Annotated in this window: 21 protein-coding genes; 13 read left to right on the top strand and 8 right to left on the bottom strand. The window is 70.8% G+C overall.

Annotated features, from left to right (window positions below; genetic code table 11):
* Nucleotides 1-221 precede the first annotated feature (221 nt).
* Complete coding sequence (locus ACIRQH_RS28585; protein WP_358822334.1) at nt 222-812, top strand: malonic semialdehyde reductase; 591 nt, start codon at nt 222-224, stop codon at nt 810-812.
* Nucleotides 813-933: 121 nt separating this feature from the next.
* On the opposite strand, the gene ACIRQH_RS28580 is transcribed toward ACIRQH_RS28585, so the two are convergent.
* A complete protein-coding gene (locus tag ACIRQH_RS28580) occupies nt 934-1452 on the bottom strand; it encodes a DUF4245 domain-containing protein (RefSeq protein WP_358822333.1) in 519 nt (172 codons plus the stop codon).
* A gap of 127 nt (nt 1453-1579) precedes the next feature.
* Here ACIRQH_RS28580 and glpX point away from each other — a divergent pair, with 127 nt between their 5' ends.
* Complete coding sequence (gene glpX, locus ACIRQH_RS28575; protein ID WP_355865246.1) at nt 1580-2611, top strand: class II fructose-bisphosphatase; 1032 nt, start codon at nt 1580-1582, stop codon at nt 2609-2611.
* Between the two features lie 142 nt (nt 2612-2753).
* Here the strand turns inward: glpX and ACIRQH_RS28570 are convergent, their stop codons facing one another.
* On the bottom strand, nt 2754-3125 hold the full coding sequence (locus ACIRQH_RS28570) for a WhiB family transcriptional regulator (protein ID WP_355865249.1): 372 nt from the start codon (nt 3123-3125) through the stop codon (nt 2754-2756).
* Nucleotides 3126-3325: 200 nt separating this feature from the next.
* A complete protein-coding gene (locus ACIRQH_RS28565; protein ID WP_358822332.1) occupies nt 3326-4054 on the bottom strand; it encodes a DUF1707 domain-containing protein in 729 nt (242 codons plus the stop codon).
* A 186-nt stretch (nt 4055-4240) separates the two neighbouring features.
* Between ACIRQH_RS28565 and ACIRQH_RS28560 the strand changes: the two genes are divergently transcribed.
* The 5 genes from ACIRQH_RS28560 (at nt 4241) to ACIRQH_RS28540 (ending at nt 12551) form a co-directional block, all read left to right on the top strand.
* On the top strand, nt 4241-5908 hold the full coding sequence (locus ACIRQH_RS28560) for a fumarate hydratase (protein ID WP_358822331.1): 1668 nt from the start codon (nt 4241-4243) through the stop codon (nt 5906-5908).
* A gap of 200 nt (nt 5909-6108) precedes the next feature.
* On the top strand, nt 6109-7512 hold the full coding sequence (locus tag ACIRQH_RS28555) for a class II fumarate hydratase (RefSeq protein WP_358822330.1): 1404 nt from the start codon (nt 6109-6111) through the stop codon (nt 7510-7512).
* Nucleotides 7513-7627: 115 nt separating this feature from the next.
* Nucleotides 7628-8320: a DUF402 domain-containing protein gene (locus ACIRQH_RS28550; protein WP_388869627.1), complete on the top strand. Its 693-nt coding sequence runs from the start codon at nt 7628-7630 to the stop codon at nt 8318-8320.
* 397 nt (nt 8321-8717) lie between these two features.
* Nucleotides 8718-10904, top strand: a complete 2187-nt coding sequence (locus ACIRQH_RS28545) for a SpoIIE family protein phosphatase (RefSeq protein WP_388929649.1) — start codon at nt 8718-8720, stop codon at nt 10902-10904.
* A 180-nt stretch (nt 10905-11084) separates the two neighbouring features.
* Entirely contained in the window at nt 11085-12551 is a 1467-nt protein-coding gene (locus ACIRQH_RS28540) for a catalase (RefSeq protein WP_404227472.1), read from the top strand.
* A 139-nt stretch (nt 12552-12690) separates the two neighbouring features.
* On the opposite strand, the gene ACIRQH_RS28535 is transcribed toward ACIRQH_RS28540, so the two are convergent.
* Entirely contained in the window at nt 12691-15021 is a 2331-nt protein-coding gene (locus ACIRQH_RS28535) for a transglycosylase domain-containing protein (protein ID WP_404227469.1), read from the bottom strand.
* Between the two features lie 249 nt (nt 15022-15270).
* Between ACIRQH_RS28535 and ACIRQH_RS28530 the strand changes: the two genes are divergently transcribed.
* The 5 genes from ACIRQH_RS28530 to ACIRQH_RS28510 all read left to right on the top strand — a co-directional run bounded on the left by ACIRQH_RS28530 (nt 15271) and on the right by ACIRQH_RS28510 (nt 20325).
* Entirely contained in the window at nt 15271-16245 is a 975-nt protein-coding gene (locus tag ACIRQH_RS28530) for an SPFH domain-containing protein (RefSeq protein ID WP_388869616.1), read from the top strand.
* Nucleotides 16242-16490 (top strand): hypothetical protein, encoded by a 249-nt coding sequence (locus ACIRQH_RS28525; protein WP_388869612.1) that lies wholly within the window; start codon nt 16242-16244, stop codon nt 16488-16490. Before ACIRQH_RS28530 ends, ACIRQH_RS28525 begins: the two co-directional genes overlap by 4 nt.
* A gap of 231 nt (nt 16491-16721) precedes the next feature.
* Complete coding sequence (locus ACIRQH_RS28520; protein WP_081221784.1) at nt 16722-17249, top strand: PadR family transcriptional regulator; 528 nt, start codon at nt 16722-16724, stop codon at nt 17247-17249.
* Nucleotides 17246-17944 carry an ABC transporter ATP-binding protein gene (locus ACIRQH_RS28515; protein WP_358822324.1) on the top strand — a complete coding sequence of 233 codons (699 nt, stop codon included), beginning with the start codon at nt 17246-17248 and terminating at the stop codon, nt 17942-17944. Before ACIRQH_RS28520 ends, ACIRQH_RS28515 begins: the two co-directional genes overlap by 4 nt.
* Nucleotides 17945-18027: 83 nt before the next feature.
* The gene (locus tag ACIRQH_RS28510; protein WP_404227591.1) at nt 18028-20325 is read left to right on the top strand and encodes an FtsX-like permease family protein; all 2298 of its coding nucleotides are present in this window, start codon (nt 18028-18030) and stop codon (nt 20323-20325) included.
* Nucleotides 20326-20384: 59 nt separating this feature from the next.
* On the opposite strand, the gene ACIRQH_RS28505 is transcribed toward ACIRQH_RS28510, so the two are convergent.
* The 4 genes from ACIRQH_RS28505 to ACIRQH_RS28490 form a co-directional block, all read right to left on the bottom strand.
* Nucleotides 20385-20813 carry a hypothetical protein gene (locus tag ACIRQH_RS28505; protein ID WP_358822735.1) on the bottom strand — a complete coding sequence of 143 codons (429 nt, stop codon included), beginning with the start codon at nt 20811-20813 and terminating at the stop codon, nt 20385-20387.
* Between the two features lie 4 nt (nt 20814-20817).
* Complete coding sequence (locus ACIRQH_RS28500; RefSeq protein WP_404227463.1) at nt 20818-21300, bottom strand: roadblock/LC7 domain-containing protein; 483 nt, start codon at nt 21298-21300, stop codon at nt 20818-20820.
* Between the two features lie 52 nt (nt 21301-21352).
* Nucleotides 21353-22450, bottom strand: a complete 1098-nt coding sequence (locus ACIRQH_RS28495; RefSeq protein ID WP_388929646.1) for a MarR family transcriptional regulator — start codon at nt 22448-22450, stop codon at nt 21353-21355.
* Nucleotides 22451-22727: 277 nt separating this feature from the next.
* On the bottom strand, nt 22728-23792 hold the full coding sequence (locus tag ACIRQH_RS28490; protein WP_388929645.1) for a LysR substrate-binding domain-containing protein: 1065 nt from the start codon (nt 23790-23792) through the stop codon (nt 22728-22730).
* A 171-nt stretch (nt 23793-23963) separates the two neighbouring features.
* On the opposite strand from ACIRQH_RS28490, the gene ACIRQH_RS28485 reads away from it, so the two are divergent.
* Nucleotides 23964-24518, top strand: coding sequence for a peroxiredoxin (locus ACIRQH_RS28485; RefSeq protein ID WP_358822737.1), 555 nt, complete (start codon nt 23964-23966; stop codon nt 24516-24518).
* Nucleotides 24519-24521 lie beyond the last annotated feature (3 nt).

Raw genomic sequence — 24521 nt, 5'->3', positions numbered from 1 at the left:
CCCCGCGCGGCGCCAGGCCCACCGTCGGACCCCGCGACTGCCTCGCGCCGTTCATCCCGCGCCCCGCGCTGTGCGGCATCGGCGCGCCGCAGTCGCCGCCCCGCTGTGAAGCGGATCACCCCGCTCCACCTTTGGTTGAAGTTTCAACCTATTCGCCGTACTGTCTGTGGTGCCAACAGATCCCCCACGGATCCACCGCACGCACCGAGAAGGTTTCTTTCATGTCTCTCGTCCTTGACCCCACCGCCCAGGACCTGCTGTTCCGCGAGGCCCGCACCGCGAACACCTTCACCGACGAGCCGGTGACCGACGCGCAGGTCCAGGCGATCTACGACCTGGTCAAGTTCGGCCCGACCGCCTTCAACCAGTCGCCGCTGCGCATCACGCTGGTCCGCTCCCCCGAGGCCCGCGAGCGCCTCGTGCGGCACCTCGCCGAGGGCAACCAGGCGAAGACCGCCGCCGCCCCGCTGGTCGCGGTCCTCTCCGCGGACAACGAGTTCCACGAGGAGCTGCCGGCCCTGCTGCCGCACTTCCCCGCCGCCAAGGACATGTTCTTCTCCGAGCGCCCGGCCCGTGAGAGCGCCGCCCTGCTGAACGCCGCCCTCCAGGCCGCGTACTTCATCATCGGCGTCCGTGCCGCGGGCCTCGCCGCCGGACCGATGACCGGTGCCGACTTCGCCGGCATCCAGAAGGAGTTCCTGGACGACGACCACACCCCGCTGATGGTCGTCAACATCGGCAAGCCGGGCGAGGACGCCTGGTTCCCGCGCTCCCCGCGTCTGAGCCTCGACGAGGTCATCACGACCGTCTGACGGACGACGCCGCCGGCCGGTCCCGGCAACACCCGTACGAGAAGGGCCCCCAGCACACCGCCGGGGGCCCTTCTCGTGCGTACGCGCGCGTGGCCGGGACGCCGTGCGGCGTCCGCGAGGGCTAGGAGGTCTTGAGGGACTGCGCCATCTTCGTCAGCGCGCCGAACGACGCGGTGCCGGTCACCACGGTCGTGGCGCCGTCTCCCTTGAGGACGAGGGCGTCGTAGTGGTCGCCCTCGTAGCGCTGCCATGTCCGGTCGCCGATGCGCTGGGTCACCTTGGTCGCCCGCGCGCCCTGACTGGCCGAGTCGATGAACACGGGCGCACGCTGAGTGGACTGCTCGACCGCCACGTACTGACCGTCGGGGTCCTGGAAGCCGAGGTGCCAGACATCGAACTCGCTGCCGTCGTACCGCACCGAGGTCGGCTTCCACGCCGTCGGCAGCCCGTCGGGCGCCGCCACGGGGTAGCTCGCCGCACGGCGCGCGGTCAGCAGCTCGACCCGGTAGTCGACCCGCTTGAGATCGGGTGCGGAGTCGTCATGCGGGATGAAGATGTAGATGACGCCTGCCATGAGCCCGATGAGGCCCAGGGAGAGCATCATGCCCCGGACCGACTGCTTGCCTTTCGTACCTGCCACGCACCTATCGTCGCAGGTGCCCAGGCCTGCTCATCCGTGGGCCCCCCTGCTCATTTTGTCAGCCTGGCGATAGAGTCGGGGGTACCACCCTCATCCGGCCGTCGTCGTATCAGAAAGGTGCGTCTCGATGACCGAGCATCATCTGCCGTCCGAACTCGAAGTACCGTCGGAAGCCCCCGATCGCAACCTCGCCCTCGAACTCGTCCGCGTCACCGAGGCCGCCGCAATGGCCGCGGGCCGCTGGGTGGGCCGGGGCGACAAGAACGGCGCCGACGGCGCCGCCGTGCGCGCCATGCGGACCCTCGTCTCCACCGTCTCGATGAACGGCGTCGTCGTCATCGGTGAAGGGGAGAAGGACGAGGCCCCGATGCTCTTCAACGGGGAGCGCGTGGGCGACGGGTCCGGCCCCGAGTGCGACATCGCCGTCGACCCGATCGACGGGACGACGCTCACCGCCAAGGGCATGACCAACGCGATCGCCGTCCTGGCCGCCGCCGACCGCGGCACCATGTTCGACCCGTCCGCGGTCTTCTACATGGACAAGCTGGTCACCGGCCCGGAGGCCGCCGACTTCGTCGACATCAACGCGCCGGTGTCGGTCAACATCCGCCGTGTCGCGAAGGCCAAGCGCGTCACCCCCGAGGACGTCACCGTCGTGATCCTCGACCGGCCGCGCCACGACGGGATCATCAAGGAGATCCGGGAGACCGGCGCGCGCATCAAGCTGATCTCCGACGGCGACGTCGCGGGCTCGATCCTGGCGCTGCGCGAGGGCACCGGCATCGACCTGCTGCTCGGCATCGGCGGCACGCCCGAGGGCATCATCTCGGCCTGTGCGGTCAAGTGCCTCGGCGGCACCATCCAGGGCAAGCTGTGGCCCAAGGACGACGAGGAGCGGCAGCGGGCGGTCGACGCCGGTCACGACCTCGACCGCGTCCTCGGCACGAGCGACCTGGTGTCCGGCGAGAACGTCTTCTTCGTCGCCACCGGCATCACCGACGGCGAGCTGCTGCGCGGGGTGCGCTACCGCCCCGAGACCGCGACGACCGAGTCGATCGTGATGCGGTCCAAGTCCGGGACGGTCCGCCAGATCACCTCGGAGCACCGGCTGAGCAAGCTGCGTGCGTACAGCGCGATCGACTTCGACCGCGCCAAGTAGCACCACCGGCCGGCGACACCGGCCGGGCGCCGTGAAGGCGCGGAAGGGGCGCCCCTTGTGCGGAGGGGCGCCCCTTTTCCGTGCGTGGTCCCGGTGGGAGGCGGTACGGGATTCCCGTACGCGGCCGTCCCGGGCCGAACGGTCAGCCGGCCGCGGCTATCGGCCCGCGCGCGGTCTTCTGGAGCTCCACGTCGCGGCGGCGGCGCCGGGCGAGCACGACCCGGCGCTCGGCGGCGGTCAGGCCGCCCCAGACTCCGTACGGCTCGGGTTGCAGGAGCGCGTGTTCGCGGCACTCGACCATCACCGGACAGCGGGCGCAGACGCGCTTGGCGGCCTCCTCACGGGAGAGGCGGGCCGCGGTGGGCTCCTTGGAGGGGGCGAAGAACAGGCCGGCTTCGTCGCGACGGCACACCGCCTCCGTGTGCCATGGCGCTTCCTGATCCCTGTCCCGCACTGGCGCCCGCTGGGCCGGAACGGCAGCTACCTGCAGGGACTGATGCGGCGGTTGCAGCACGGTCTACTCCTGACGACGGCTTCGCGAGCGTGCCGGGCACCGGGGGAGGTTCCACAGCGCCCTCCAAGGGACGATGCAGCAAGGCCTACCCGCTGTGCGCGCGCCTATGCACTGCGTTCCCAAGCCCGGGCGTTCTCCCGCGTGATCGATCGTCCGTCGCTGAACCAACTACCCGTGCGCCGCCCGCGCGTTCACGAGCGTCAACGGTCCAGGTGCTTGCGCAGACCCCGGTCCACGCGGTCGGCGACCCGGTCGTTCAGCCGGCCCGTGACCCGGTCGAGGATGTCCGCGACGAGCTTGCCGCGCTTGGGCCGCGCCTCCACGTTGCCGAGGACGGCGAGGCCGTCGACGTACACCACGGGGGCGTCCGGGTCGCCCGAATCCATCGTGTGCACCTCGAAGTTGCCCAGCACGCCACCGCCGTTGCCGCGCAGCGAGACGTTCTCCGGGACGCGGATCTCGATGTTGCCGAACACGGAGACCGTCTTGATCACGACCTGCTGGTACTCGAAGATCGCCTCGCTCAGGTCGATGTCGACGCTGCCGAACACCGCGTACGCGTGGATGCGGCGGCCCGCGCGCCAGCGGCCCTTGCGGACGGCGGCACTGAATACCGCCACCACGCTCTCGTCGGCGTCGACCGGGATGGCGCCCGCCGTGGGGCGGTTGGGTGCCGAGGCGTACGCGGGTGCGGCGCGGCCGGTGTGCGCGGCGGGCAGGTCCCGCACGAAGCGGTCGAGCTCACCCACCGTCTTGGTGGCCAGCACCCCCTCCACGCGCTCGGAGTGCTCCTCCGGCGTGAGGCGGCCCTCGGCGAGGGCGTCACGCAGGATGTCGGTGATCCGGTCGCGGTCGGCGTCGGAGGCGCGCAGCTCGACCGGGGGCGCAGCCGGGGCCGGGGTCGCGTCGGAGCTCTTCTGAAGGTCCACGACAGCAGCGTACCCAAACGCGATAGATCGCGACTACCCCTTCCGGGCCCCCTGTGGAGAACCGGGTGTCCGTCCGGTGTCCGAACTGAGCCTTACCTCACAGAGTCGGCACCCTCGCCAGGTCCTACGCTGGTGGACGCTGCCAATGGAGGCACGCCGCTGTCTGTCGAGTGAGGAATGGGCGAGATGCCTGAGTTCGCGTACACCGATCTGCTCCCCCAGGGAGAGGACACCACCCCCTACCGGCTGGTGACCTCCGAGGGTGTCTCCACCTTCGAGGCCGACGGGCGGACGTTCCTCAAGGTGCAGCCGGAGGCGCTGCGCAAGCTCGCCGAGGAGGCCATCCACGACATCCAGCACTACCTGCGGCCCGCGCACCTCGCCCAGCTGCGCCGCATCATCGACGACCCCGAGGCGTCGGGCAACGACAAGTTCGTCGCGCTGGACCTGCTGAAGAACGCGAACATCGCGGCCGCGGGCGTCCTGCCGATGTGCCAGGACACGGGCACCGCGATCGTCATGGGCAAGCGCGGGCAGAACGTGCTCACGGAGGGCGGCGACGAGGCGGCCCTCTCGCGCGGCATTTACGAGGCGTACAAGAACCTGAACCTGCGCTACTCGCAGATGGCCCCGCTGACCATGTGGGACGAGAAGAACACCGGCTCGAACCTTCCGGCGCAGATCGAGCTGTACGCGACCGACGGCGGCGCCTACAAGTTCCTGTTCATGGCCAAGGGCGGCGGCTCCGCCAACAAGTCGTTCCTCTACCAGGAGACGAAGGCGGTCCTCAACGAGGGCTCCATGATGAAGTTCCTGGAGGAGAAGATCCGCTCCCTGGGGACGGCCGCCTGCCCGCCGTACCACCTGGCGATCGTCGTCGGCGGCACCAGCGCCGAGTACGCCCTGAAGACGGCCAAGTACGCCTCCGCGCACTACCTGGACGAGATCCCGGCCGAGGGCTCCGAGCTGGGCCACGGCTTCCGGGACAAGGACCTGGAGCAGAAGGTCTTCGAGCTGACGCAGAAGATCGGCATCGGCGCGCAGTTCGGCGGCAAGTACTTCTGCCACGACGTGCGCGTGGTGCGACTGCCCCGGCACGGCGCGTCCTGCCCGGTGGCGATCGCCGTCTCCTGCTCGGCCGACCGCCAGGCCGTCGCGAAGATCACCGCCGAAGGCGTCTTCCTGGAGCAGCTGGAGACCGACCCCGCGCACTTCCTGCCGGAGACGACGGACGAGCATCTCGACGAGGCCGGCGACGTCGTGAAGATCGACCTGAACCAGCCGATGGACGACATCCTCGCCGCGCTGACCAAGCACCCGGTCAAGACCCGGCTCTCGCTCACCGGCCCGCTCGTCGTGGCGCGCGACATCGCGCACGCCAAGATCAAGGAGCGGCTGGACGCGGGCGAGGAGATGCCGCAGTACCTGAAGGACCACCCGGTGTACTACGCGGGCCCGGCCAAGACGCCCGAGGGGTACGCGTCCGGCTCGTTCGGCCCGACGACGGCCGGCCGCATGGACTCCTACGTCGAGCAGTTCCAGGCGGCGGGCGGCTCCAAGGTGATGCTGGCCAAGGGCAACCGCAGCAAGCAGGTCACCGACGCCTGCGACACGCACGGCGGCTTCTACCTCGGCTCCATCGGCGGCCCGGCCGCCCGTCTCGCCCAGGACTGCATCAAGAAGGTCGAGGTCGTCGAGTACGAGGAACTCGGCATGGAGGCCGTCTGGAGGATCGAGGTCGAGGACTTCCCGGCGTTCGTCGTCGTCGACGACAAGGGCAACGACTTCTTCCAGGACCCGGCTCCCGCGCCCACGTTCACGTCCATCCCGGTGCGGGGCCCCGGCCTCGGCTAGGGCGGTGCGCGCGGCGTCACGGATGACGCCGTGGACGCCCGCCCCGGGGACGTCCTACGAGCCGTACGAACGGCCGCCGAGCAGGCGGCCGTTCGTCGTGTCCGGGGCAGGCGCCGGGGCGGGGGTTCCGCGGGCCTGCGCGTGCCCGGGCGGGAACACCCGTCGCCTCCTGGATGCTGTCCCTCATGGAGGTGTCACCAATGGCAGATGGCCAGGGCGAAGGCGCGTATCGGATCGAGCACGACTCCATGGGTGAGGTGCGGGTGCCCGTGGACGCGAAATGGCGGGCGCAGACCCAGCGTGCCGTGGAGAACTTCCCGATCTCGGGGCAGCACATCGAGCGCGCGCACATCGAGGCCCTCGCACGGATCAAGGCCGCCGCCGCGAAGGTGAACGGCGAGCTCGGCGTGATCGACAAGGACGTCGCCGAGGCGATCCAGGAGGCGGCGGCGGAGGTCGCCGAGGGACGCTGGGACACGCAGTTCCCGGTGGACGTGTTCCAGACGGGGTCCGGGACGTCCTCCAACATGAACACCAACGAGGTCATCGCCACGCTCGCGACCGAGCGCCTGGGCCGGGACGTGCACCCGAACGACCACGTGAACGCCTCCCAGTCGAGCAACGACGTGTTCCCGTCCTCGATCCACATCGCCGCGACCGCCGCGGTGACCCGCGACCTGGTACCGGCGTTGGAGCACCTCGCCGCCGCCCTCGGCCGCAAGGCGGAGGAGTTCGCCGACGTGGTGAAGTCGGGGCGCACCCACCTGATGGACGCCACGCCCGTGACGCTCGGCCAGGAGTTCGGCGGCTACGCGGCGCAGGTGCGCTACGGGGTCGAGCGGCTGCTGGCCTCGCTGCCGCGGCTGGCGGAACTGCCGCTGGGCGGGACGGCCGTGGGCACCGGCATCAACACGCCGCCCGGGTTCTCCGCCGCGGTGATCGCGGAGGTGGCCGGGGCGACCGGGCTGCCGCTGACGGAGGCCCGCGACCACTTCGAGGCGCAGGGCGCGCGCGACGGGATCGTGGAGACGAGCGGGCAGCTGCGGACCATCGCCGTCGGCCTGACCAAGATCGCGAATGATCTGCGGTGGATGGCGTCGGGGCCGCGCACCGGACTGTCCGAGATCAGCCTGCCGGATCTCCAGCCGGGGTCGTCGATCATGCCGGGCAAGGTGAACCCGGTGATTCCCGAGGCGGTGCTGATGGTCGCCGCGCAGGTGACGGGCAACGACGCGACGGTGGCCGTCGCGGGCGCGGCCGGGAACTTCGAGCTGAACGTCATGCTGCCGGTGATCGGCAAGAACGTCCTGGAGTCGGTGCGGCTCCTCGCGAACGTCTCGCGGCTGCTCGCCGACCGGACGGTGGACGGGATCGTCGCGCACCGGGAACGGGCCCGGGAGTACGCGGAGTCCTCGCCGTCCGTGGTGACGCCGCTGAACAAGTACATCGGGTACGAGGAGGCCGCGAAGGTGGCGAAGAAGTCGCTGGCGGACCGGAAGACCATCCGCGAGGTGGTGCTGGAGTCGGGCTACGTGGAGCGCGGTGACCTGACGGAGCGGCAGCTGGACGAGGCGCTGGATGTCCTGCGGATGACGCGTCCGTAACGGCCCGCCGCCGGGGAGAAACACCTGATGACGCCTCCGTAACAGGTCCCCGGCGACGGCGGGAACCGTGATGCGTCCCGCAGCGTCGCATGCCCGGGGCACCTAATATCTGTTCATGGCAGACGGTGGAGCGGTGAGACGAGCGGAAGCGGGCGGGGCGGCGGCGTTCTGGGAGCCCGGGCACCAGATCCTGTGGCGGTACCGGGAGAACGCCGGTGAGGGCGTCCACATCTGCCGTCCCGTGACGGTGGTACGGGACGACGCGGAGCTGCTCGCGGTGTGGATGGCGCCGGGCACCGAGTGTGTGAAACCGGTGCTCGCCGACGGGTCGCCGGTGCACGGGGAGCCGCTGGATTCGCGCTACACCAAGCCGCGGACGGTGCGGCGCGACCGGTGGTTCGGGACCGGGGTGCTGAAGCTGGCGCGGCCGGGCGATCCCTGGTCGGTGTGGCTTTTCTGGGAGCCGGGCTGGCGTTTCAAGAACTGGTACGTGAATCTGGAGGCTCCGCTCGCGCGTTGGGCGGGCGGGGTGGACTCCGAGGATCACTTCCTCGACATCTCGGTGCACCCGGACCGGAGTTGGCACTGGCTGGACGAGGACGAGTTCGCGATGGCGCAGCGGGCCGGTCTGATGGATGCTCAACTGGCCGCGCGGGTAAGGGAGGCCGGGTGGTCGGCGGTGGAGGTGATCCGCGCGTGGGGGTCACCTTTCTCGGACGGATGGCAGCTCTGGAGGCCCGATCCGGCCTGGCCGGTTCCCGTCCTGCCGGATGACTGGGACCGTACGCCCGCGCACGTGTCCTCATGAGACCCTTGATGCGCCCCCGTGGTACAACCGTAGGATCGTCTTCCGCAAGGGCGCACGGCAGCAACAACTCCCGCATGATGAGCCGGGCTTGACCACATGTCACCGAGGGGCGGCAGGACGTGAGCGAGGGGTACGAGGGGTACGGCGACGTGGCCGGCCGAGGTCCGGACGCCCCGCGCGGTGGCGCCACGACGGTCAAAAGTGCGGGGGCTCCGGTCCCGACGCCACGATCGGCGTGGCCCGTTTCCGGCCGTCCGCGGGCCGTTCCGGGCCCTGCGCCGACGGTCCCCGCCACCGGTTCCGCACCTGACGACACGCAGAATCCGTTCCTGGGGCACACATTCCGGGTATCGGGGCTGCGGGACGAACTGCGCGCACGGCGCGCAGCCCCGGACGGATGGACTCGACACGCGTGACGGAGCACCCCACCTCGCACGAGCGCCGGCAGAGCGCCGCCGGCCGGCCGGCCGCCCCCGCGGACCCTCGCGGGGCACTCCTGCGTACCTCGGACCAGCCGTCCCCGCAGCCGGGGTCCGGCGCCTTACCTGTTCAGGCCCGCGCGGGTGACGCGTCGCGCGGCCCCGGCACCGCCACGCCCTGCGGCAAGCAGGGTGCGGCCGGCGGGCAGGCGCCCGCCGGCGCCGGCCTGTCCGGGTCCTCCTCCGGCACGGGCTCCGGGACGGACGCGCCGTCGCCCGCCGCGCCCGGTGCGGGCGCGGAGCACTCCCAGCCCTCGGCCGCCGAGCCGGATCCGCACCGGCCGCGTCCCGCGCCGGAGAGCATCCCGGTGCAGCCGGACGCGGAGCAGGACCGTCCCGCGCGTACCCAGAGCGGCAAGGAGCGCCGTACCGGGCAGAGCCGGCCGCAGGGCGGCCCGATGCCGATGCGGCGGGACGGGGACCGGCTGCGGTTCGTGGGCGCCGCGACCCGGCGGATCGCCCGGGGCATCGACCTCGACGAGATCGTGATGGGGCTGTGCCGGGCGACCGTGCCGACGTTCTCGGACGCGATCCTCGTCTACCTGCGGGATCCCCTGCCGGTCGGCGACGAGCGGCCGACGGGACCTCTGGTGCTGCGGCTGCGCCGGACCGACCGGATTCCCGAGGAGCGGGACACCGAGGGCGGCTTCCTGCCCCTGGCGCGTCCCGAGCCCGATGAGCTGTCGGCGATGACGGCCGAGCTGTGCGAGGTGCGCCAGGGCGGCGCCCTGGCCGAGGTGCTGCGCGGGGTGCGGCCGGTGTTCGCCGACGCCCCCGCCGCCCGCGCCGCGCTGCCGGAGCTGCTCGGCGACGATCTGGCGGTCCCGAGCGGGCAGCGCGCGATCCTCGCGCCGCTGCGCGGCCGGCGCCGGGTGATCGGCGCGGCCCTGTTCCTGCGACGGCCGGAACGGATCGCGTTCGAGGCGGACGATCTGCTGGTCGCCGCCCAGCTGGCGACGCACAGCGCCCTGGGGATCGACAAGGCGGTGCTGTACGGCCGCGAGGCGTACATCGCCGACGAGCTGCAGCGCACGATGCTGCCGGAGACGCTGCCGCGGCCCACGGGCGTGCGGCTGGCGTCCCGCTACCTGCCGGCCGCGGAGACCGCGCGGGTCGGCGGCGACTGGTACGACGCGATCCCGCTGCCGGGCAGCCGGGTCGCCCTGGTCGTCGGTGACGTCATGGGTCACTCGATGACGTCGGCGGCGATCATGGGCCAGCTGCGGACCACGGCGCAGACCCTCGCGGGGCTCGATCTGCCGCCGCAGGAGGTCCTGCACCACCTGGACGAGCAGGCGCAGCGGCTCGGCACCGACCGCATGGCGACCTGCCTGTACGCCGTGTATGACCCGGTGTCGCACCGGATCACCATCGCCAACGCGGGCCACCCGCCGCCGGTGCTGCTGCACCTGGGCGGGCGGGCCGAGGTGCTGCGGGTGCCGCCGGGTGCCCCGATCGGGGTCGGCGGGGTCGATTTCGAGGCCGTGGAGCTGGACGCGCCCGCGGGGGCGACGCTGCTGCTGTACACGGACGGTCTGGTGGAGTCGCGGCTGCGGGACGTCTGGACCGGGATAGAGCAGCTGCGCGAGAAGCTCGCCGCCACGGCCGCGCTGACCGGGCCGGATCATCCGCCGCCGCTGGAGGCGCTCTGCGACGAGGTGCTCGACATGCTCGGCCCGGGCGACCGGGACGACGACATCGCCCTGCTCGCGGCACGCTTCGACGGGATCGCGCCGAGCGACGTCGCGTACTGGTTCCTGGAGCCGGAGGACGAGGCGCCCGGCCGGGCCCGGCGCCTGGCCCGCCGGGCGCTCGCCCGGTGGGGCATGGAGGACATGACCGACTCGGTGGAGCTGCTGGTCAGCGAGGTCGTGACGAACGCGGTGCGCTACGCGTCGCGGCCCGTGACGCTGCGGCTGCTGCGGACGGACGTGCTGCGCTGCGAGGTCGGCGACGACGTGCCGCAGCTCCCGCGGCTGCGGCAGGCGCGGGCCACGGACGAGGGCGGCCGCGGGCTGTACCTGGTGAACAAGCTGGCCCGGCGGTGGGGTGCGACCCGGCTGAGCACGGGGAAGGTCGTCTGGTTCGAGTTGGGCCGGGGCTGAAGTCCGGGTTCGGTCGGACCCGGACCTGAGGGGTACGCGGCCGGCCTCGCCTCCAGGGAGGTCCGAGGGGCGTGGGCGCGCGGCAGCGCGGGAGATGTTGCCGACATGCTGTCGGCAGCGTTGACTGCTGGGTGGGCGAAGCGACCCGACGGCCCTCATCCCCGACGGGAGGACGCGCTCGTGACGCAACCCTCGGAGAAGGTCCCGTACACGACGAACAGCGCCGGGATTCCGGTGGTGAGCGACGAACACTCGCTCACCGTCGGGCCCGACGGACCGATCCTGCTCCAGGACCACTACCTCATCGAGAAGATGGCGCAGTTCAACCGGGAGCGGGTCCCCGAGCGGGTGGTGCACGCCAAGGGAAGCGGCGCGTACGGGTTCTTCGAAGTGATCAACGACGTCAGCCAGTTCACCAGGGCCGACCTCTTCCAGCCGGGCAGGCGGACCGAGATGCTGGCGCGCTTCTCCACCGTCGCCGGTGAGCAGGGCTCGCCCGACACCTGGCGCGACCCGCGCGGTTTCGCCCTGAAGTTCTACACCGAGCACGGCAATTACGACATGGTGGGCAACAACACCCCGGTCTTCTTCGTCCGGGACACGATCAAGTTCCAGGACTTCATCCGCTCGCAGAAGCGTCACCCGGCGACGGGGCTGCGGGACAACGACATGCAGTGGGACTTCTGGACGCTCTCGCCGGAGTCGGCACACCAGGTGACCTGGCTGATGGGCGACCGGGGCATCCCGAAGACGTACCGCCACATGAACGGCTACAGCTCCCACACCTACATGTGGGTCAGCGGCGCGGGTGAGCGGTTCTGGGTGAAGTACCACTTCACGACCGACCAGGGCATCGAGTTCCTGGAGCAGGCCGAGGCCGACGAGCTGGCCGGGTCGGACGCCGACAGGCACCGCAGGGACCTGTACGAGTCGATCGAGTCCGGGAACGCGCCCAGCTGGACCCTGAAGGTCCAGATCATGCCGTTCGAGGACGCGGCGGACTACCGGTTCAACCCGTTCGACCTGACGAAGGTCTGGCCGCACGCCGACTACCCGCTGATCGACGTCGGCCGGATGACGCTGAACCGGAACCCCGAGGACTACTTCATCCACATCGAGCAGGCCGCCTTCGAGCCCTCGAACCTGGTCCCGGGCATCGGCCCGTCGCCGGACAAGATGCTGCTGGGCCGGCTGTTCTCCTATCCGGACACCCACCGGTACCGGATCGGCCCGAACTACACCCAGCTGCCGCCCAACCGGCCGCGCTCCCCCGTGAACTCGTACGCCAAGGACGGCCCGATGCGGTACGAGGCGTCGAAGGCCGCCCGCCCGTACGCGCCGAACTCCTACGGCGGACCCGTGGCGGACTACGAGGCCCGGTTCGGTGACCCGGCGAGCTGGCAGGCCGCCGGTGAGCTGGTGCGTGAGGCGTACAGGCTGCACCGCGAGGACGACGACTGGGGTCAGGCGGGCACGATGGTCCGCCGGGTCCTCGACGACGCGGCCCGCGACCGGCTGGTGACGAACGTCAGCGGTCACCTGAAGGCCGGCGTGACCCGTCCGGTCCTGGACCGCGCCATCCAGTACTGGCGCAATGTCGACAAGGCGATCGGCGACCGGATCGCGCGGAGCGTGAACGGCGGCTGACCTCCCCGGAGCGGCCGGCCTCCCGCGGATCGGCGGGGCCTCCCGTGGAGGGGGCGGCCGCCGTGACGGAGGCGGAGACGCGGAAGAGGGGCACCCGGAGATCCGGGTGCCCCTCTCGCGTACCGCGTGCCGTCGGCGGTTACTGCCCCTGGCTCTGGTCGTCCTGGCCGAACGGGTTGTCCGGGAGCTGGCCGGTCGGCGTCTGCGTCGGTGTGGACGGGGGCGGCGACGACGGCGGGGTCGTCGACGGCTTGTCCGAGGGCGTCGGCGGACTGCTGCTGGAGGGCGGCTCCGACGACGGTTCCTCGGTCGTCGGCGTCGACGACGGCGTGTCGGACGGCGACTGGCTGATGGTCGGCGTGTCGGTCGGCTCGACCGCCGCACCCGAGGTGGTGTTCAGGTCGAACTTGCTGACCTTGCCGTTCATCGCGCCGAAGGTGTACGCCGCCCATATCTGGGCCGGGTAACCACCGCCGTTGACGCGGCCGCCCTCGACGAAGAGGCCGGTGGCGCCCTTCATGGAGACCTGGTGGTGGTTCTTCGCGTCCTCGCCGAACAGGCCGACCGAGGTGACGAGGTTCGGCGTGTAGCCGGTGAACCAGGCCGACTTGTTGTTGTCGGACGTACCGGTCTTGCCGGCGACCTGCTGGCCGTCACGGGACGGGTTGTCCCGCACCGAGACGCGGGCCGTACCGTCGTCGACCACGCCGGTCAGCACCGAGGTGACCGTGTCGGCGGCCTCCTCGCTGATGACCTGCTCGCCGATGGGGTCGGGCATGTCGACCGAGAGGTCCTTGTGCTCGGCCGAGGCGAGGATCGAGGGGGTGACCTTCTTGCCGTGGTTGTCGAGCGTCGCGTACACGCCCGCCATCTCCAGCGGGCTCGCGCCCATGGAGCCGAGGGTCTGGGCGGGCACCGCCTGGAGCCCCTTGGTGTTCATGCCGAGCTTGCCCGCGACCTTCAGCACCTCGTCCATGCCGACGTCCACGCCCATCTGGGCGAAGACGGCGTTGATGGACTTGTTCATCGCGGTCTGCACGGTGACGTCGCCGTAGCTGTGCTCGTCCTCGTTCGGCGGCGCGAAGGCGATGTCGCTGCCCACGACCGGACGGCGGTTGGTGCCGTCGTAGACCGTGTCCGCCGTGATCGGCCTGCCGGAGCGGGTCTTGGCCTCCTCGGCAAGGGCCGCGGCGAAGATCAGCGGCTTGAACGTGGAGGCCGCCTGGTAGTCCCGACGCGTCGCGTTGTTGATGTAGTGCTTGAAGTAGTCCTGGCCGCCGTACATCGCGAGGACCTTGCCGGTCTTGGGATCGACCGACGCGGCACCGGCCTGGAGGTTGGCGTCGACCTTGCGCTTCTTCGGGTCCAGCTTGCCGGTGAGCTGCTTCTTGACCGTCGTCTCGAGCAGCGCCTGCTTCTTCTTGTCGATGTTCAGCTTGATCGTCCAGCCGCCCGCATCGACCAGAGCCTTGGCGTCGTCGAGGTCGGCCGCCTTGCCCTGGGCGACGAGTTGCTGGGCCAGCTCGTTCTGCGCCTCGGTCACCAGGTAGCCGGTCTGACCCTGCATGCCCGCCGCGCCCTGGGGGTCCTTGGGTTTGGGGAACTTCATGCCCTGCCGCTCGCCCGAGTCGAGCCAGCCCTGCTCGACCATGTTGTCGAGGGTGTAGTTCCAGCGGGCCTGCACCAGCCGCTTGCCGGTGTCCGTGGCGACGGCCCAGTCGTACTGGCTGGGCGCCTGGAGCAGCGAGGCGAGGTACGCGCCCTGCCGGACGTTGAGCTCGCTCGCGTCGACGCGGTAGTAGGCCTGCGCGGCGGCCTGGATGCCGTACGCGTTGCGGCCGTAGTAGCTGGTGTTGATGTAGCCCGCGAGGATGTCGTCCTTGGACTTCTTGCGGTCCACCTTCAGCGAGATGACCATTTCCTTCAGCTTGCGCGAAACGGTCTGGTCCTGGCTGAGGTAGTAGTTCTTGACGTACTGCTGGGTGATCGTCGAGCCACCCTGCTTGCCCTTGCCGGAGAGGGTGTTGAGCAGACCGCGGGCCGTGCCCTTCAGGTCGACGCCGGAGTCCTTGTAGAAGGACTTGTTCTCGGCGGCGACGAACGTCTTCTGCACGGCCTTGGGCACCTTGGACAGGTCGACGATCTCGCGGTTCACCTTGCCGGTGCGCGCGAGGGTCTTGCCGTCGCCGTACTCGTAGACGTTGCTCTGCAGCCGCGCGGCCGCGTTGCCCTCGGGCACGGAGACGACCATGTAGAGCACGAGGAAGGCGCCCATACCGAGCAGGCAGACGCCGAGGAACGTGCCGAGGATCGTCTTCCAGTTCACGAACCTGCGTATGCCGGTGCGGCGGGGCTTCCCGCCCGCCTTCTCTCCGGTACCGGGGCCCGCCGACTCGTGTCCGGACGAGCGCTTGGGCGCCGCGCGGCGGCCCTGCGCCTGCCGCGCTCGTCTCTCTTCCGCTCGTCCCATGGGTCGATCCGCTCCGCTTCACTCTCGTGTGGCACACACGTTCGTCGCTCAGGTCAGCTCAGCAAGCTAACACCGCGCGCTATGACAAAGGGCCGCCGATCCGGTCTTTTCCGGACGTGACAATCAGCACGCCCTCCGCAGGCGCCCCAACAAAACCGACGACCGGGAGGCACGGAAGGTTGCGATACGGGGTAAAGTGATATCACTTAGCTAGACCGAAGCTATGCCGTACGAGACGGGGGACCCACCATGTCGTCACACGCTTCCCACGAGTCCTCGCCCACCCCGGGCGCACCGGACCCCGCGACACCGGCCGACCTACCAGAGATGCCGGCGCCGCACGTGCGGGAGTTCACCGCGCGCAGCATCGGCGGGGGGCTCGCGCTGCTCCTCGGCCTGCTCGGCCTGCTTCTCGGCGCCGCCCTGTGCGCCGTCGGCGGCGGGGTCGTCCGGTCCGGCGGCGCGCAGGCGGCACTGATCATCCTGGGCGTCGCGGTCGCCGTCGCAGCGTTCTTCGCGATGTGCGGGCTGAACACCGTCGCGCCGGGCGAGGCCCGCGTGGTCCAGCTCTTCGGGCGCTACCGCGGCACGATCCGCCAGGACGGACTGCGCTGGGTGAACCCGCTCACGTCCCGGACCAAGATCTCGACCCGCGTCCGCAACCACGAGACCGCCGTCCTCAAGGTCAACGACGCCTACGGCAACCCGATCGAGCTCGCCGCGGTCGTCGTCTGGAACGTGCAGGACACCGCCCAGGCCACCTTCGAGGTGGACGACTTCCTGGAGTTCGTGTCCACGCAGACCGAGGCGGCGGTCCGGCACATCGCCATCGAGTACCCCTACGACGCCCACGACGAGGACGGCCTGTCGCTGCGCGGCAACGCCGAGGAGATCACCGAGAAGCTCGCCATCGAACTGCACGCGCGCGTGGCCGCCGCCGGCGTGCGGATCATCGAGTCGCGCTTCACGCATCTCGCGTACGCTCCCGAGATCGCCTCCGCGATGCTCCAGCGCCAGCAGGCCGGAGCGGTCGTCGCGGCGCGGCGGCAGATCGTGGACGGCGCGGTCGGCATGGTCGAGGCGGCGATCGCCCGGATCACCGAGCGCGACATCGTGGAGCTGGACTCCGAGCGGAAGGCGGCGATGGTGTCGAACCTGATGGTGGTGCTGTGCGGTGACCGCGCGGCGCAGCCCGTCCTGAACACGGGGTCCCTCTACCAGTGACGTCTCCCACGGAGGGATCTCCGCCGCGTCGGCCGCAGCAGCAGCGCAAGCAGGTGCTGCTGCGGCTCGATCCGCTGGTGTACGAGGCGCTGGCCCGCTGGGCCGGCGACGAACTGCGGTCCGCCAACGCCCAGATCGAGTTCCTGCTGCGCCGCGCTCTCGGCGAGGCCGGGCGCCTGCCCGGCGGCGCGGGTCCGATCCCACGCCGGGGGCGGCCACCGGTCTCCGGGGAGCCGGAGAGCTGAGAGGGCCTCGGCCCGCCAGGGCACCGGCGGACCGGGGGATCACCTCGCCCCTTGGTCTCGTGCGGGCCGGGAGCCCGGCGATCCGGGGGCGCCGCGGCCTGATTCGAAACCGTGACAATCGCTCCTGACCAGGAGACCTGTCCCCCGCCTTACCCCGCCGTCGGCACTCCGTCAGGGAGTGTGCACAGCGGGTATACACGGCATGTATACGCACTGTGTAGAGTGCTCCGCATGTCCATCGGTCACACCCTCCTGGGGCTCCTGGAGTCCGGCCCGCGCCACGGTTACGACCTGAAGCGGGCCTTCGACGAGAAGTTCGGTCACGACCGGCCGCTGCACTACGGCCAGGTCTACTCGACGATGTCGCGGCTGCTGAAGAACGGCCTCGTCGAGGTCGACGGCATAGAGGCGGGCGGCGGTCCCGAGCGCAAGCGGTACGCCATCACCGACGCCGGGATCACCGACGTCCAGCAGTGGCTCGCCACGCCCGAGAAGCCCGAGCCCTACCTCCAGTCGACCCTCTACACGAAGATCGTCCTCGCCCTGCTGACACACCGCGACGCGAGCGAGATCCTCGACACCCAGCGCTCGGAACACCTGCGCATGATGCGCATGCTGACCGAACGCAAGCGCAAGGGCGACCTGGCCGACCAGCTGATCTGCGACCACGCCCTCTTCCACCTCGAAGCCGATCTGCGCTGGCTGGAACTGACCGCCGCGCGGCTCGACAAGCTCGCCGAGGCGGTGACGACCCGATGACCTCGGCCACCCCTCCCCCGGGCTCCCTGCTGACCGCGTCGGAGCTGCGCAAGGCCTACGGCCCGACCCCCGCTCTGGACGGGGCCGAGTTCTCCATCCACCCGGGCGAGGTCGTCGCCGTGATGGGCCCCTCCGGTTCCGGCAAGTCGACCCTGCTGCACTGCCTCGCCGGCATCGTCACCCCGGACTCGGGATCGATCACGTACAACGGCCGCGAGATGGCGACGATGAACGACGCCCAGCGCAGTGCGCTGCGGCGCTCCGAGTTCGGCTTCGTCTTCCAGTTCGGCCAGCTCGTCCCGGAGCTGAGCTGTGTCGAGAACGTGGCGCTGCCGCTGCGGCTGAACGGCAGCGGCCGCAAGGAGGCCGAGCGCGCCGCCCTCACGTGGATGGAGCGTCTGGAGGTCGACGACGTCAAGGGCAAGCGGCCCGGTGAGGTCTCCGGCGGCCAGGGACAGCGCGTCGCCGTGGCCCGTTCCCTGGTCACCAGCCCGCGGGTGCTGTTCGCCGACGAGCCGACCGGCGCTCTCGACTCCCTCAACGGCGAGCGCGTGATGCAGCTGCTGACCGAGGCCGCCCGCTCGACCAACGCCGCCGTCGTCCTCGTCACGCACGAGGCACGCGTGGCCGCCTACTCCGACCGCGAGATCGTCGTACGCGACGGGAAGTCCCGGGACATGGAGCGGATCGTATGAGTGACCGCCCGTCCCCCGCCGCCGCCCCGACCGGGGTGGCCCGCACCGCCCCGAGGCTTCCGCAGTGGTCCCGCGACCTCGGGATGGGCGCCAGGTTCGCGCTGACCGGCGGCCGTGAGGCCTGGGTGCGCGTGCTGCTCACGGCCGTCGGGGTCGGCCTCGGGGTGGCGCTGCTGCTGCTCACGACGGCGATCCCGAGCGCGCTGTCCACCCGGCACGGCCGGGAGCGCGACCGCAACGACATGACCTTCAGCTCGACGGTCATGAAGAAGTCGGACCGCACCCTCCTCGTCGGCACCACCGAGACCACGTACCGGTCCGCCGACGTACGCGGGCGGCTGCTCCAGCGCGAGGGGGCGCGTGCCCCGCTGCCGCCGGGCCTGCGGGCGTTCCCCCACACCGGGGAGATGGTCGTCTCGCCCGCCCTCGACCGGCTGCTGAAGTCCGCCGACGGAGCGCTGCTGCGCGACCGCCTGCCCTATCGCGTCAGCGGGACGATCGCGAACTCCGGGCTGATCGGACCGCACGAACTCGCCTACTACGCGGGCAGCGACCGCCTGTCCGTGGGGGGCAAGCCGGACCTGCGGGTCACGCGCATCGACTCGTTCGGCTCGAAGGACCGCTCCGAGTCGCTGGACCCGGTCCTGCTCCTGCTCGTCCTGATCGTCTTCGTCGTGCTGCTCATGCCCGTCGGGGTCTTCATCGCCGCGGCCGTACGGTTCGGCGGCGAGCGGCGCGACCGCAGACTGGCGGCGCTGCGGCTGGTCGGCGCGGACGGGCGGATGACCCGCCGGGTCGCGGCGGGCGAGGCCATGGCCGGAGCCCTGTTCGGCCTCGTCCTCGGCGCCGGGTTCTTCCTGCTCGGCCGACAACTCGCGGGGCTGATCGACCTGTTCGAGATCAGCGTCTTCCCGAGCGACCTCAGTCCCACACCGGCCCTGGTCGCCCTGATCGCTGTCTCGGTCCCGGCGGCGGCCGTCGGCGTGACCCTCTTCGCACTGCGCGGGGTCGTCATCGAACCGCTCGGCGTGGTGCGCACCGCACGGCCGCCTCGGCGTCGCCTGTGGTGGCGGTTGCTGCTGCCGCTGGGCGGACTGGGCCTGCTCTACCCGATGATCGGGCAGGGGCGGAGCAACGGGAACTTCAACGAGTCCATGGTGATCGGCGGTGTCATCCTGCTGCTGGTCGGCGTGACGGCCCTGCTGCCCTGGGTCGTCGAGGCGGTCGTCTCCCGGCTGAACGCGGGCGGGGTGGCCTGGCAACTGGCGATCCGCAGGCTCCAGTTGAGCAGCGGCAGCGCGGCCCGCATGGTCAACGGCATCGCCGTGGCGGTGGCCGGCGCGATCGCCCTGCAGATGCTGTTCGCAGGTGTGGAGGGCGACTACACGAAGCCCTCGCCCCAGGACCTGTCACGCGCCCAGATGTCGGTCGCCGTGCCGGGCCAGGTGCCGCTCGACGAGGCCGCGGGAAAGCTCGCGCGCACCGAGGGCGTCCGGAAGATCATCCCGTTGTCGTTCTCCTACGCGGGCGAACGGGCCGAGGAGGCCCAGCTCTCGGGAGCCGTGACGGTCGGCGACTGCACCGCCCTGCGCGAGGTGGCCGAGCTGCCGTCCTGCAAGGACGGTGACGTGTTCGCGGTCCAGGAGGCGAAGTACGACAAGGACACCCCGAAGCTGGCGCGGCCGGGCCGGACGATCTACATCGACCCGAGCTACAACGGCGGCGTGGCGCACAAGGCCCCGTTCACCATGCCGAGCAACGTCCTCAAGGCGGAAGGCCGCGACGGCCCGACCGGTTACGACCGCGGGGGCATCCTGATCACCCGGGGCGCGCTGCCGGCCGTCGCCGCGCACGCCCTGAACGGGGAGGTCTACCTCAAGCTGGACATGTCGGTGCCCGACGTGCGCGACCGCGTACGGAACACCGCCGCTGCGATCGACCCGCTCGCGGAGGCGATGACCTGGACGGCCAGCGAGCAGTCCCGGCGCTTCACCTCGATCCGCACCGGACTGTTCGTCGGCGCGACCTGTGTGCTCTTCCTGATCGGCGCGAGCCTGCTCGTCTCGCAGTTGGAGCAGTTGCGGGAGCGCAGGAAGCTGCTGTCGTCGCTGGTCGCCTTCGGCACCCGGCGCCGCACGCTGAGCCTGTCGGTGCTGTGGCAGACCGCGATCCCGATCGCTCTCGGGCTCGCCCTCGCGTCGGTGGTGGGGCTCACCCTCGGCACGGTGCTGCTGAAGATGACGAGCACGCCGGTGCGCGTGGACTGGCCGAGCATGCTGGCGATGACGGGGATCGGCGCGGGAGTCGTGCTGCTGGTGACGTTGCTCAGCATGCCGCCGCTGATCCGCCTGATGCGGCCGGACGGTCTGCGTACGGAGTAGCCGCACCCCCTCGCACGTGCGGGTGGCCCTCCCGATCGGGAGGGCCACCCGCACGTGGTTCAGATGCTGTACTCCCGCACCACGCGGCGGACCTGGGCGAAGAGCATGCCCACGTTCACCGCCTTGCGGCAGACGACCACGGCGACCACGTCCTGCTGATCGTTCATGCGCACGAACAGATGGGTGAGGTTGTCGCTGTTGACGAGGATCTCCTGGAAGAAGTGCTGGTCGCTCTCGACGCCGCGGCGTTCCTTGAAGACGTCCTCGATCATCTGGACGGTGCGCCCCTGGAACAGGTCGAGGGTCGCGCCCGCGAGCAGGTCCAGCACCTCCGGCGGGTGGTTGTCGACGGTCTCGTAGGAGAGCAGCATGCCCGTCGACATGTCGACGGCACCCGAGGCGAGGCAGTCCGGGGCGTCGGTGCGCAGTGCTTTGACCAGGCCCATGATCTGGTCGGAGAACCCCGGTCGCATTTGCTTGGTGGCCATGTCGTCATACCCCTTCTGTTGCGGTCGCGGTCGCGGTCGCGGTTGCGGTTGCGGTCTCGGTCACGGCTCCGGCGAACGGGCCGGAGGTGTACGGGGTTCCGGCGGCCGGCTCCGGGTCGTCGCCCGCGAGGATCGACCCGATGCGTCCGAGGACGGGGCGGGTCTGCTCGTGGAGCCGTTCGAGGTCGATGCCCTCGTCGCCGAGGACGATCATCAGTGCGGTGTCGCCGACCGCGTAGAAGGCGGCGCAGCCCTGACTGCCGTAGGTCACGGTCTGCCGGAAGGTGCCCCGGCCGGTCGCGGCGGCCGCGCGGCGCGCGATGCCGAGTCCGGCGGCGGCGATCGCGGCCAGGCTCTCGGCCTCGATGGTGTCGGCGGTGTCCGCCGCGATGAGCATTCCGTCGGCGGCGGCCACCGCCGTGTCGGTGATTCCGGTCACCCGTTCCCGGAGGCCTCTCATCTCGTTGGCCAGTGCCTCGTGATTCATGAGTGAACTCCCTGGTATTGGGCTGCGTTTGGTCAAGAAAAGGCGGTGCGGGTCAGGTGCCGGAATCCGGCGTCCAGATCCGGTGCCGCAGACGGAAGAACCCTTTCCAGCTCACCGCGGCCCTTTCGGGGGCGAGCGTCTCGGTGATTCCGCTCGCTCCGGGTTCACGCCGGGGCAGGGAGGGGGCGTCCGGACCGGGAAGTACGAAGGCGGCCGACCGAAGCGCGGGGGCGGGGCCCAAGGCGTCGGGCTGGGCGGGCCCTTGACCGTCGGGGACGTCCGCGGGGCCGCCGTCGCCGGCCGCTTCGGGGGTGTCCGTGCGGGCCGTCCCGTCGCCCTCGGTGACGGCCGCCCCGGCACCCTGCCCCGCGGGGGACGTGTCGGCGGGCTCCGCGCCGGAATCCGTGTCGTCCGTTCCGGCGGTCAGCGCCGCGGCCAGTGCGGAGAGCAGCTCCGGATCGGGGCCCGGCACGGTGGACGGCGAACGCTTCCTGAGGGACTCGGTGGGCGGGATGCGTACGGTGACCGGGGACGCTGACGCGGGCACTTCGGGCAGTTCCAGCAGGCCATCGCCGAGCAGGCGGGCCATCCCGACGGTGGCGGTGTAGACGCCGAGTCCGGTCACGAAGGCGATGTCACGGGCGGTCCGCCGGCCGTCCGCTTGAAGGAACAATTCGCGCTGCTGAGGCGGCAGTCGGTCCCGTAACTCGTCCGCCACGGCTCCCTGTACGGGACGTTCGCGATCCGGGCGTACGGGACGGGGCAGCGCGGCGACGGCCGCCAGCTTGCGCGCCGCGTCCTGCAACAGACGCCCCGGCATCTCCCCCTGGTCGACGGGCGCGTACGGCTCGAAGGCGGCGTCCAGCGGGTCGCACGCCTCGACGTCCCCCGCGACGACGGCGAACGCCGCGTCCTGCATGGCCATCATGCAGACCACCCTGAGCTGTGCGGCGCCCGCGTAACCGTGCGCGATCAGCCCGGCCTGCGGCCACCGGGTGCCGCCTGCCTCCCGGAGCAGTTCGGCCCACTGCTCGCCGCTGACACGGCCGGAGCGCAGCAGGCGCGCCTCGGGTCCAGGAGCGCCCGGGCTCTCGACGGCGACGACGCAGCCGTCGTGCAGGTGGAAGACGCCACCGGGCCTTCCGGACACCCGTAGCTTTCCTGTCGCCCGCGCCTGTCGGCATTCGCTCAGCGCGCTCGACAGCAGGTCGAATCCGACCCGGGCGAGGGAATCCCGAATGCCCGACATCACTCCCCTTGGACCTTCCGGCATTTCGCACAGACGCCTGACGCGTCACACTGAGGGGGTATGTGTATCAGCCGGGGCGCAAGGATTCGCGGGAGTCGCATCACCTGACGGAAGTTGAGAATTCCCGCCTTTCGAAAGCCTTCATAGGTCGCACAAATGACCGCCTGTGCACGGCAGTTCAGTCCGTGGGGCCCAACACCCGGACGGGCAGCGGGCGCAGCGCGTCGCGCAGGGCCGCCGCCAGTTCCTGGTACTCGGTGCCGCGGGCGGCGCCCGCGCGCATGGCGAGTGCGATGCGCCGGGTGGGTGCCGGATCCGCGAAGTACCCGGTGAGGAGTTGGTTGCTGCGGGTCGTCTCCACCTTGACGGCGGTGCGCGGCAGAAGGGTCACGCCGAGGCCGCCGGCGACCAGTTGGACGAGGGTGGACAGTCCCGCGGCCGTGGTGGTGACGGGGGCGTCGGCGCGCCCGGCCTCGCGGCAGATGTCCAGCGCCTGGTCGCGCAGGCAGTGCCCCTCGTCGAGCAGCAGGAGACGCAGCTCGCGCAGCGCCTCGCGCGGGATGCCCTCCCGGCCGCCGAGCCAGTGGTCGAGGGGGGTCACCAGCACGAAGTCCTCGTCGAACAGCGGGAGTTCGGTGACGCCGGGCACTCCGAGCGGCACGGCGAGGAGCAGCAGGTCGAGCCGTCCGACCGCGAGCCCCTCCAGCAGACTGGCCGTCTGCTCCTCGTGCACCTGGAGGTCGAGGTCGGGGTAACGCTCGTGGACGAGCCGCAGGACGGTGGGCAGGAGGTAGGGCGCGACGGTCGGGATGACGCCGAGGCGCAGGGCTCCGGTGAACGGCGCGCGGACGGCCTCCGCCTCCTCCATCAGCGCGCCGACCTCCTCCAGCACCGCCTTGGCCCGTACGGCGAGACGCTCGCCGGCCGGCGACAGGAGCACCTTGCGGGTCGTACGCTCCAGCAGGGTCACGCCGAGGGTGTCCTCCAGGGCGGAGACGGCTCCGGACAGCGCGGGCTGGCTCATGCCGATCGCGGCGGCGGCGTCGCGGAAGTGCAGATGCTCGGCGACGGCGGCGAAGGCGCGGAGCTGGGCGAGACTGGGCTGACGACGCCTGTTGGCCTTGGCGCCGGTGCGGCCGATGTTCGCACCCCGGCTGAGGGGGATCGCCCGGCCGGCGGGGAGGCTCCCGCCCACGGCCGCCATGCCGCCCACGGGATCGGCCTCGCGGCTGGGGCTCGTCACGGCCGCACCTCTCTCCGGATCGCTTCACCGACGGTCACTGATAGACGCAACCGATCAACTCGACCGAGTGTAGCTATTTCCCGAATCAATGCAGCCTGTGCCAACATCACGTTCGTCCAACCCAAGGGAAACGCCCTCAAAAGGGACGGCTCCCCGCTGCAAGGAGAATGCGTGCTCACTGTCGGTGACAAGTTCCCCGAGTTCGACCTGACCGCCTGCGTCTCGCTGGAGACGGGCCAGGAGTTCGAGGAGATCAACCACAAGACCTACGAAGGCAAGTGGAAGATCGTCTTCGCGTGGCCCAAGGACTTCACCTTCGTGTGCCCGACCGAGATCGCCGCCTTCGGCAAGCTGAACGACGAGTTCGCCGACCGCGACGCCCAGGTCCTCGGCTTCTCCGGCGACTCCGAGTTCGTGCACCACGCCTGGCGCAAGGACCACGCCGACCTGCGTGACCTGCCCTTCCCGATGATGGCCGACTCGAAGCACGAGCTCATGCGTGACCTCGGCATCGAGGGCGAGGACGGTTTCGCCAAGCGTGCCGTCTTCATCGTCGACCAGAACAACGAGATCCAGTTCTCCATGGTGACCGCCGGCTCCGTCGGCCGTAACCCCAAGGAGGTCCTGCGGGTCCTGGACGCGCTGCAGACGGACGAGCTCTGCCCGTGCAACTGGACCAAGGGCGAGACGACCCTTGACCCGGTCGCGCTGCTGGCCGGTGAGTGATCT

This window comes from Streptomyces sp. NPDC102279, assembly GCF_044766365.1.
Taxonomy (GTDB): Bacteria; Actinomycetota; Actinomycetes; order Streptomycetales; family Streptomycetaceae; genus Streptomyces.
This window is presented reverse-complemented; position numbering and strand designations above follow the sequence as displayed.

What these genes read in the sequence shown, in the direction of transcription:
- ACIRQH_RS28585 (WP_358822334.1), top strand. Translation starts at nt 222, where the DNA reads ATGTCTCTCGTCCTTGACCCCACCGCCCAGGACCTGCTGTTCCGCGAG.
- glpX (WP_355865246.1), top strand. Translation starts at nt 1,580, where the DNA reads ATGACCGAGCATCATCTGCCGTCCGAACTCGAAGTACCGTCGGAAGCC.
- ACIRQH_RS28560 (WP_358822331.1), top strand. Translation starts at nt 4,241, where the DNA reads ATGCCTGAGTTCGCGTACACCGATCTGCTCCCCCAGGGAGAGGACACC.
- ACIRQH_RS28555 (WP_358822330.1), top strand. Translation starts at nt 6,109, where the DNA reads ATGGCAGATGGCCAGGGCGAAGGCGCGTATCGGATCGAGCACGACTCC.
- ACIRQH_RS28550 (WP_388869627.1), top strand. Translation starts at nt 7,628, where the DNA reads ATGGCAGACGGTGGAGCGGTGAGACGAGCGGAAGCGGGCGGGGCGGCG.
- ACIRQH_RS28545 (WP_388929649.1), top strand. Translation starts at nt 8,718, where the DNA reads ATGGACTCGACACGCGTGACGGAGCACCCCACCTCGCACGAGCGCCGG.
- ACIRQH_RS28535 (WP_404227469.1), bottom strand. Translation starts at nt 15,021, where the DNA reads ATGGGACGAGCGGAAGAGAGACGAGCGCGGCAGGCGCAGGGCCGCCGC.
- ACIRQH_RS28530 (WP_388869616.1), top strand. Translation starts at nt 15,271, where the DNA reads ATGTCGTCACACGCTTCCCACGAGTCCTCGCCCACCCCGGGCGCACCG.
- ACIRQH_RS28520 (WP_081221784.1), top strand. Translation starts at nt 16,722, where the DNA reads ATGTCCATCGGTCACACCCTCCTGGGGCTCCTGGAGTCCGGCCCGCGC.
- ACIRQH_RS28515 (WP_358822324.1), top strand. Translation starts at nt 17,246, where the DNA reads ATGACCTCGGCCACCCCTCCCCCGGGCTCCCTGCTGACCGCGTCGGAG.
- ACIRQH_RS28510 (WP_404227591.1), top strand. Translation starts at nt 18,028, where the DNA reads ATGGGCGCCAGGTTCGCGCTGACCGGCGGCCGTGAGGCCTGGGTGCGC.
- ACIRQH_RS28505 (WP_358822735.1), bottom strand. Translation starts at nt 20,813, where the DNA reads ATGGCCACCAAGCAAATGCGACCGGGGTTCTCCGACCAGATCATGGGC.
- ACIRQH_RS28500 (WP_404227463.1), bottom strand. Translation starts at nt 21,300, where the DNA reads ATGAATCACGAGGCACTGGCCAACGAGATGAGAGGCCTCCGGGAACGG.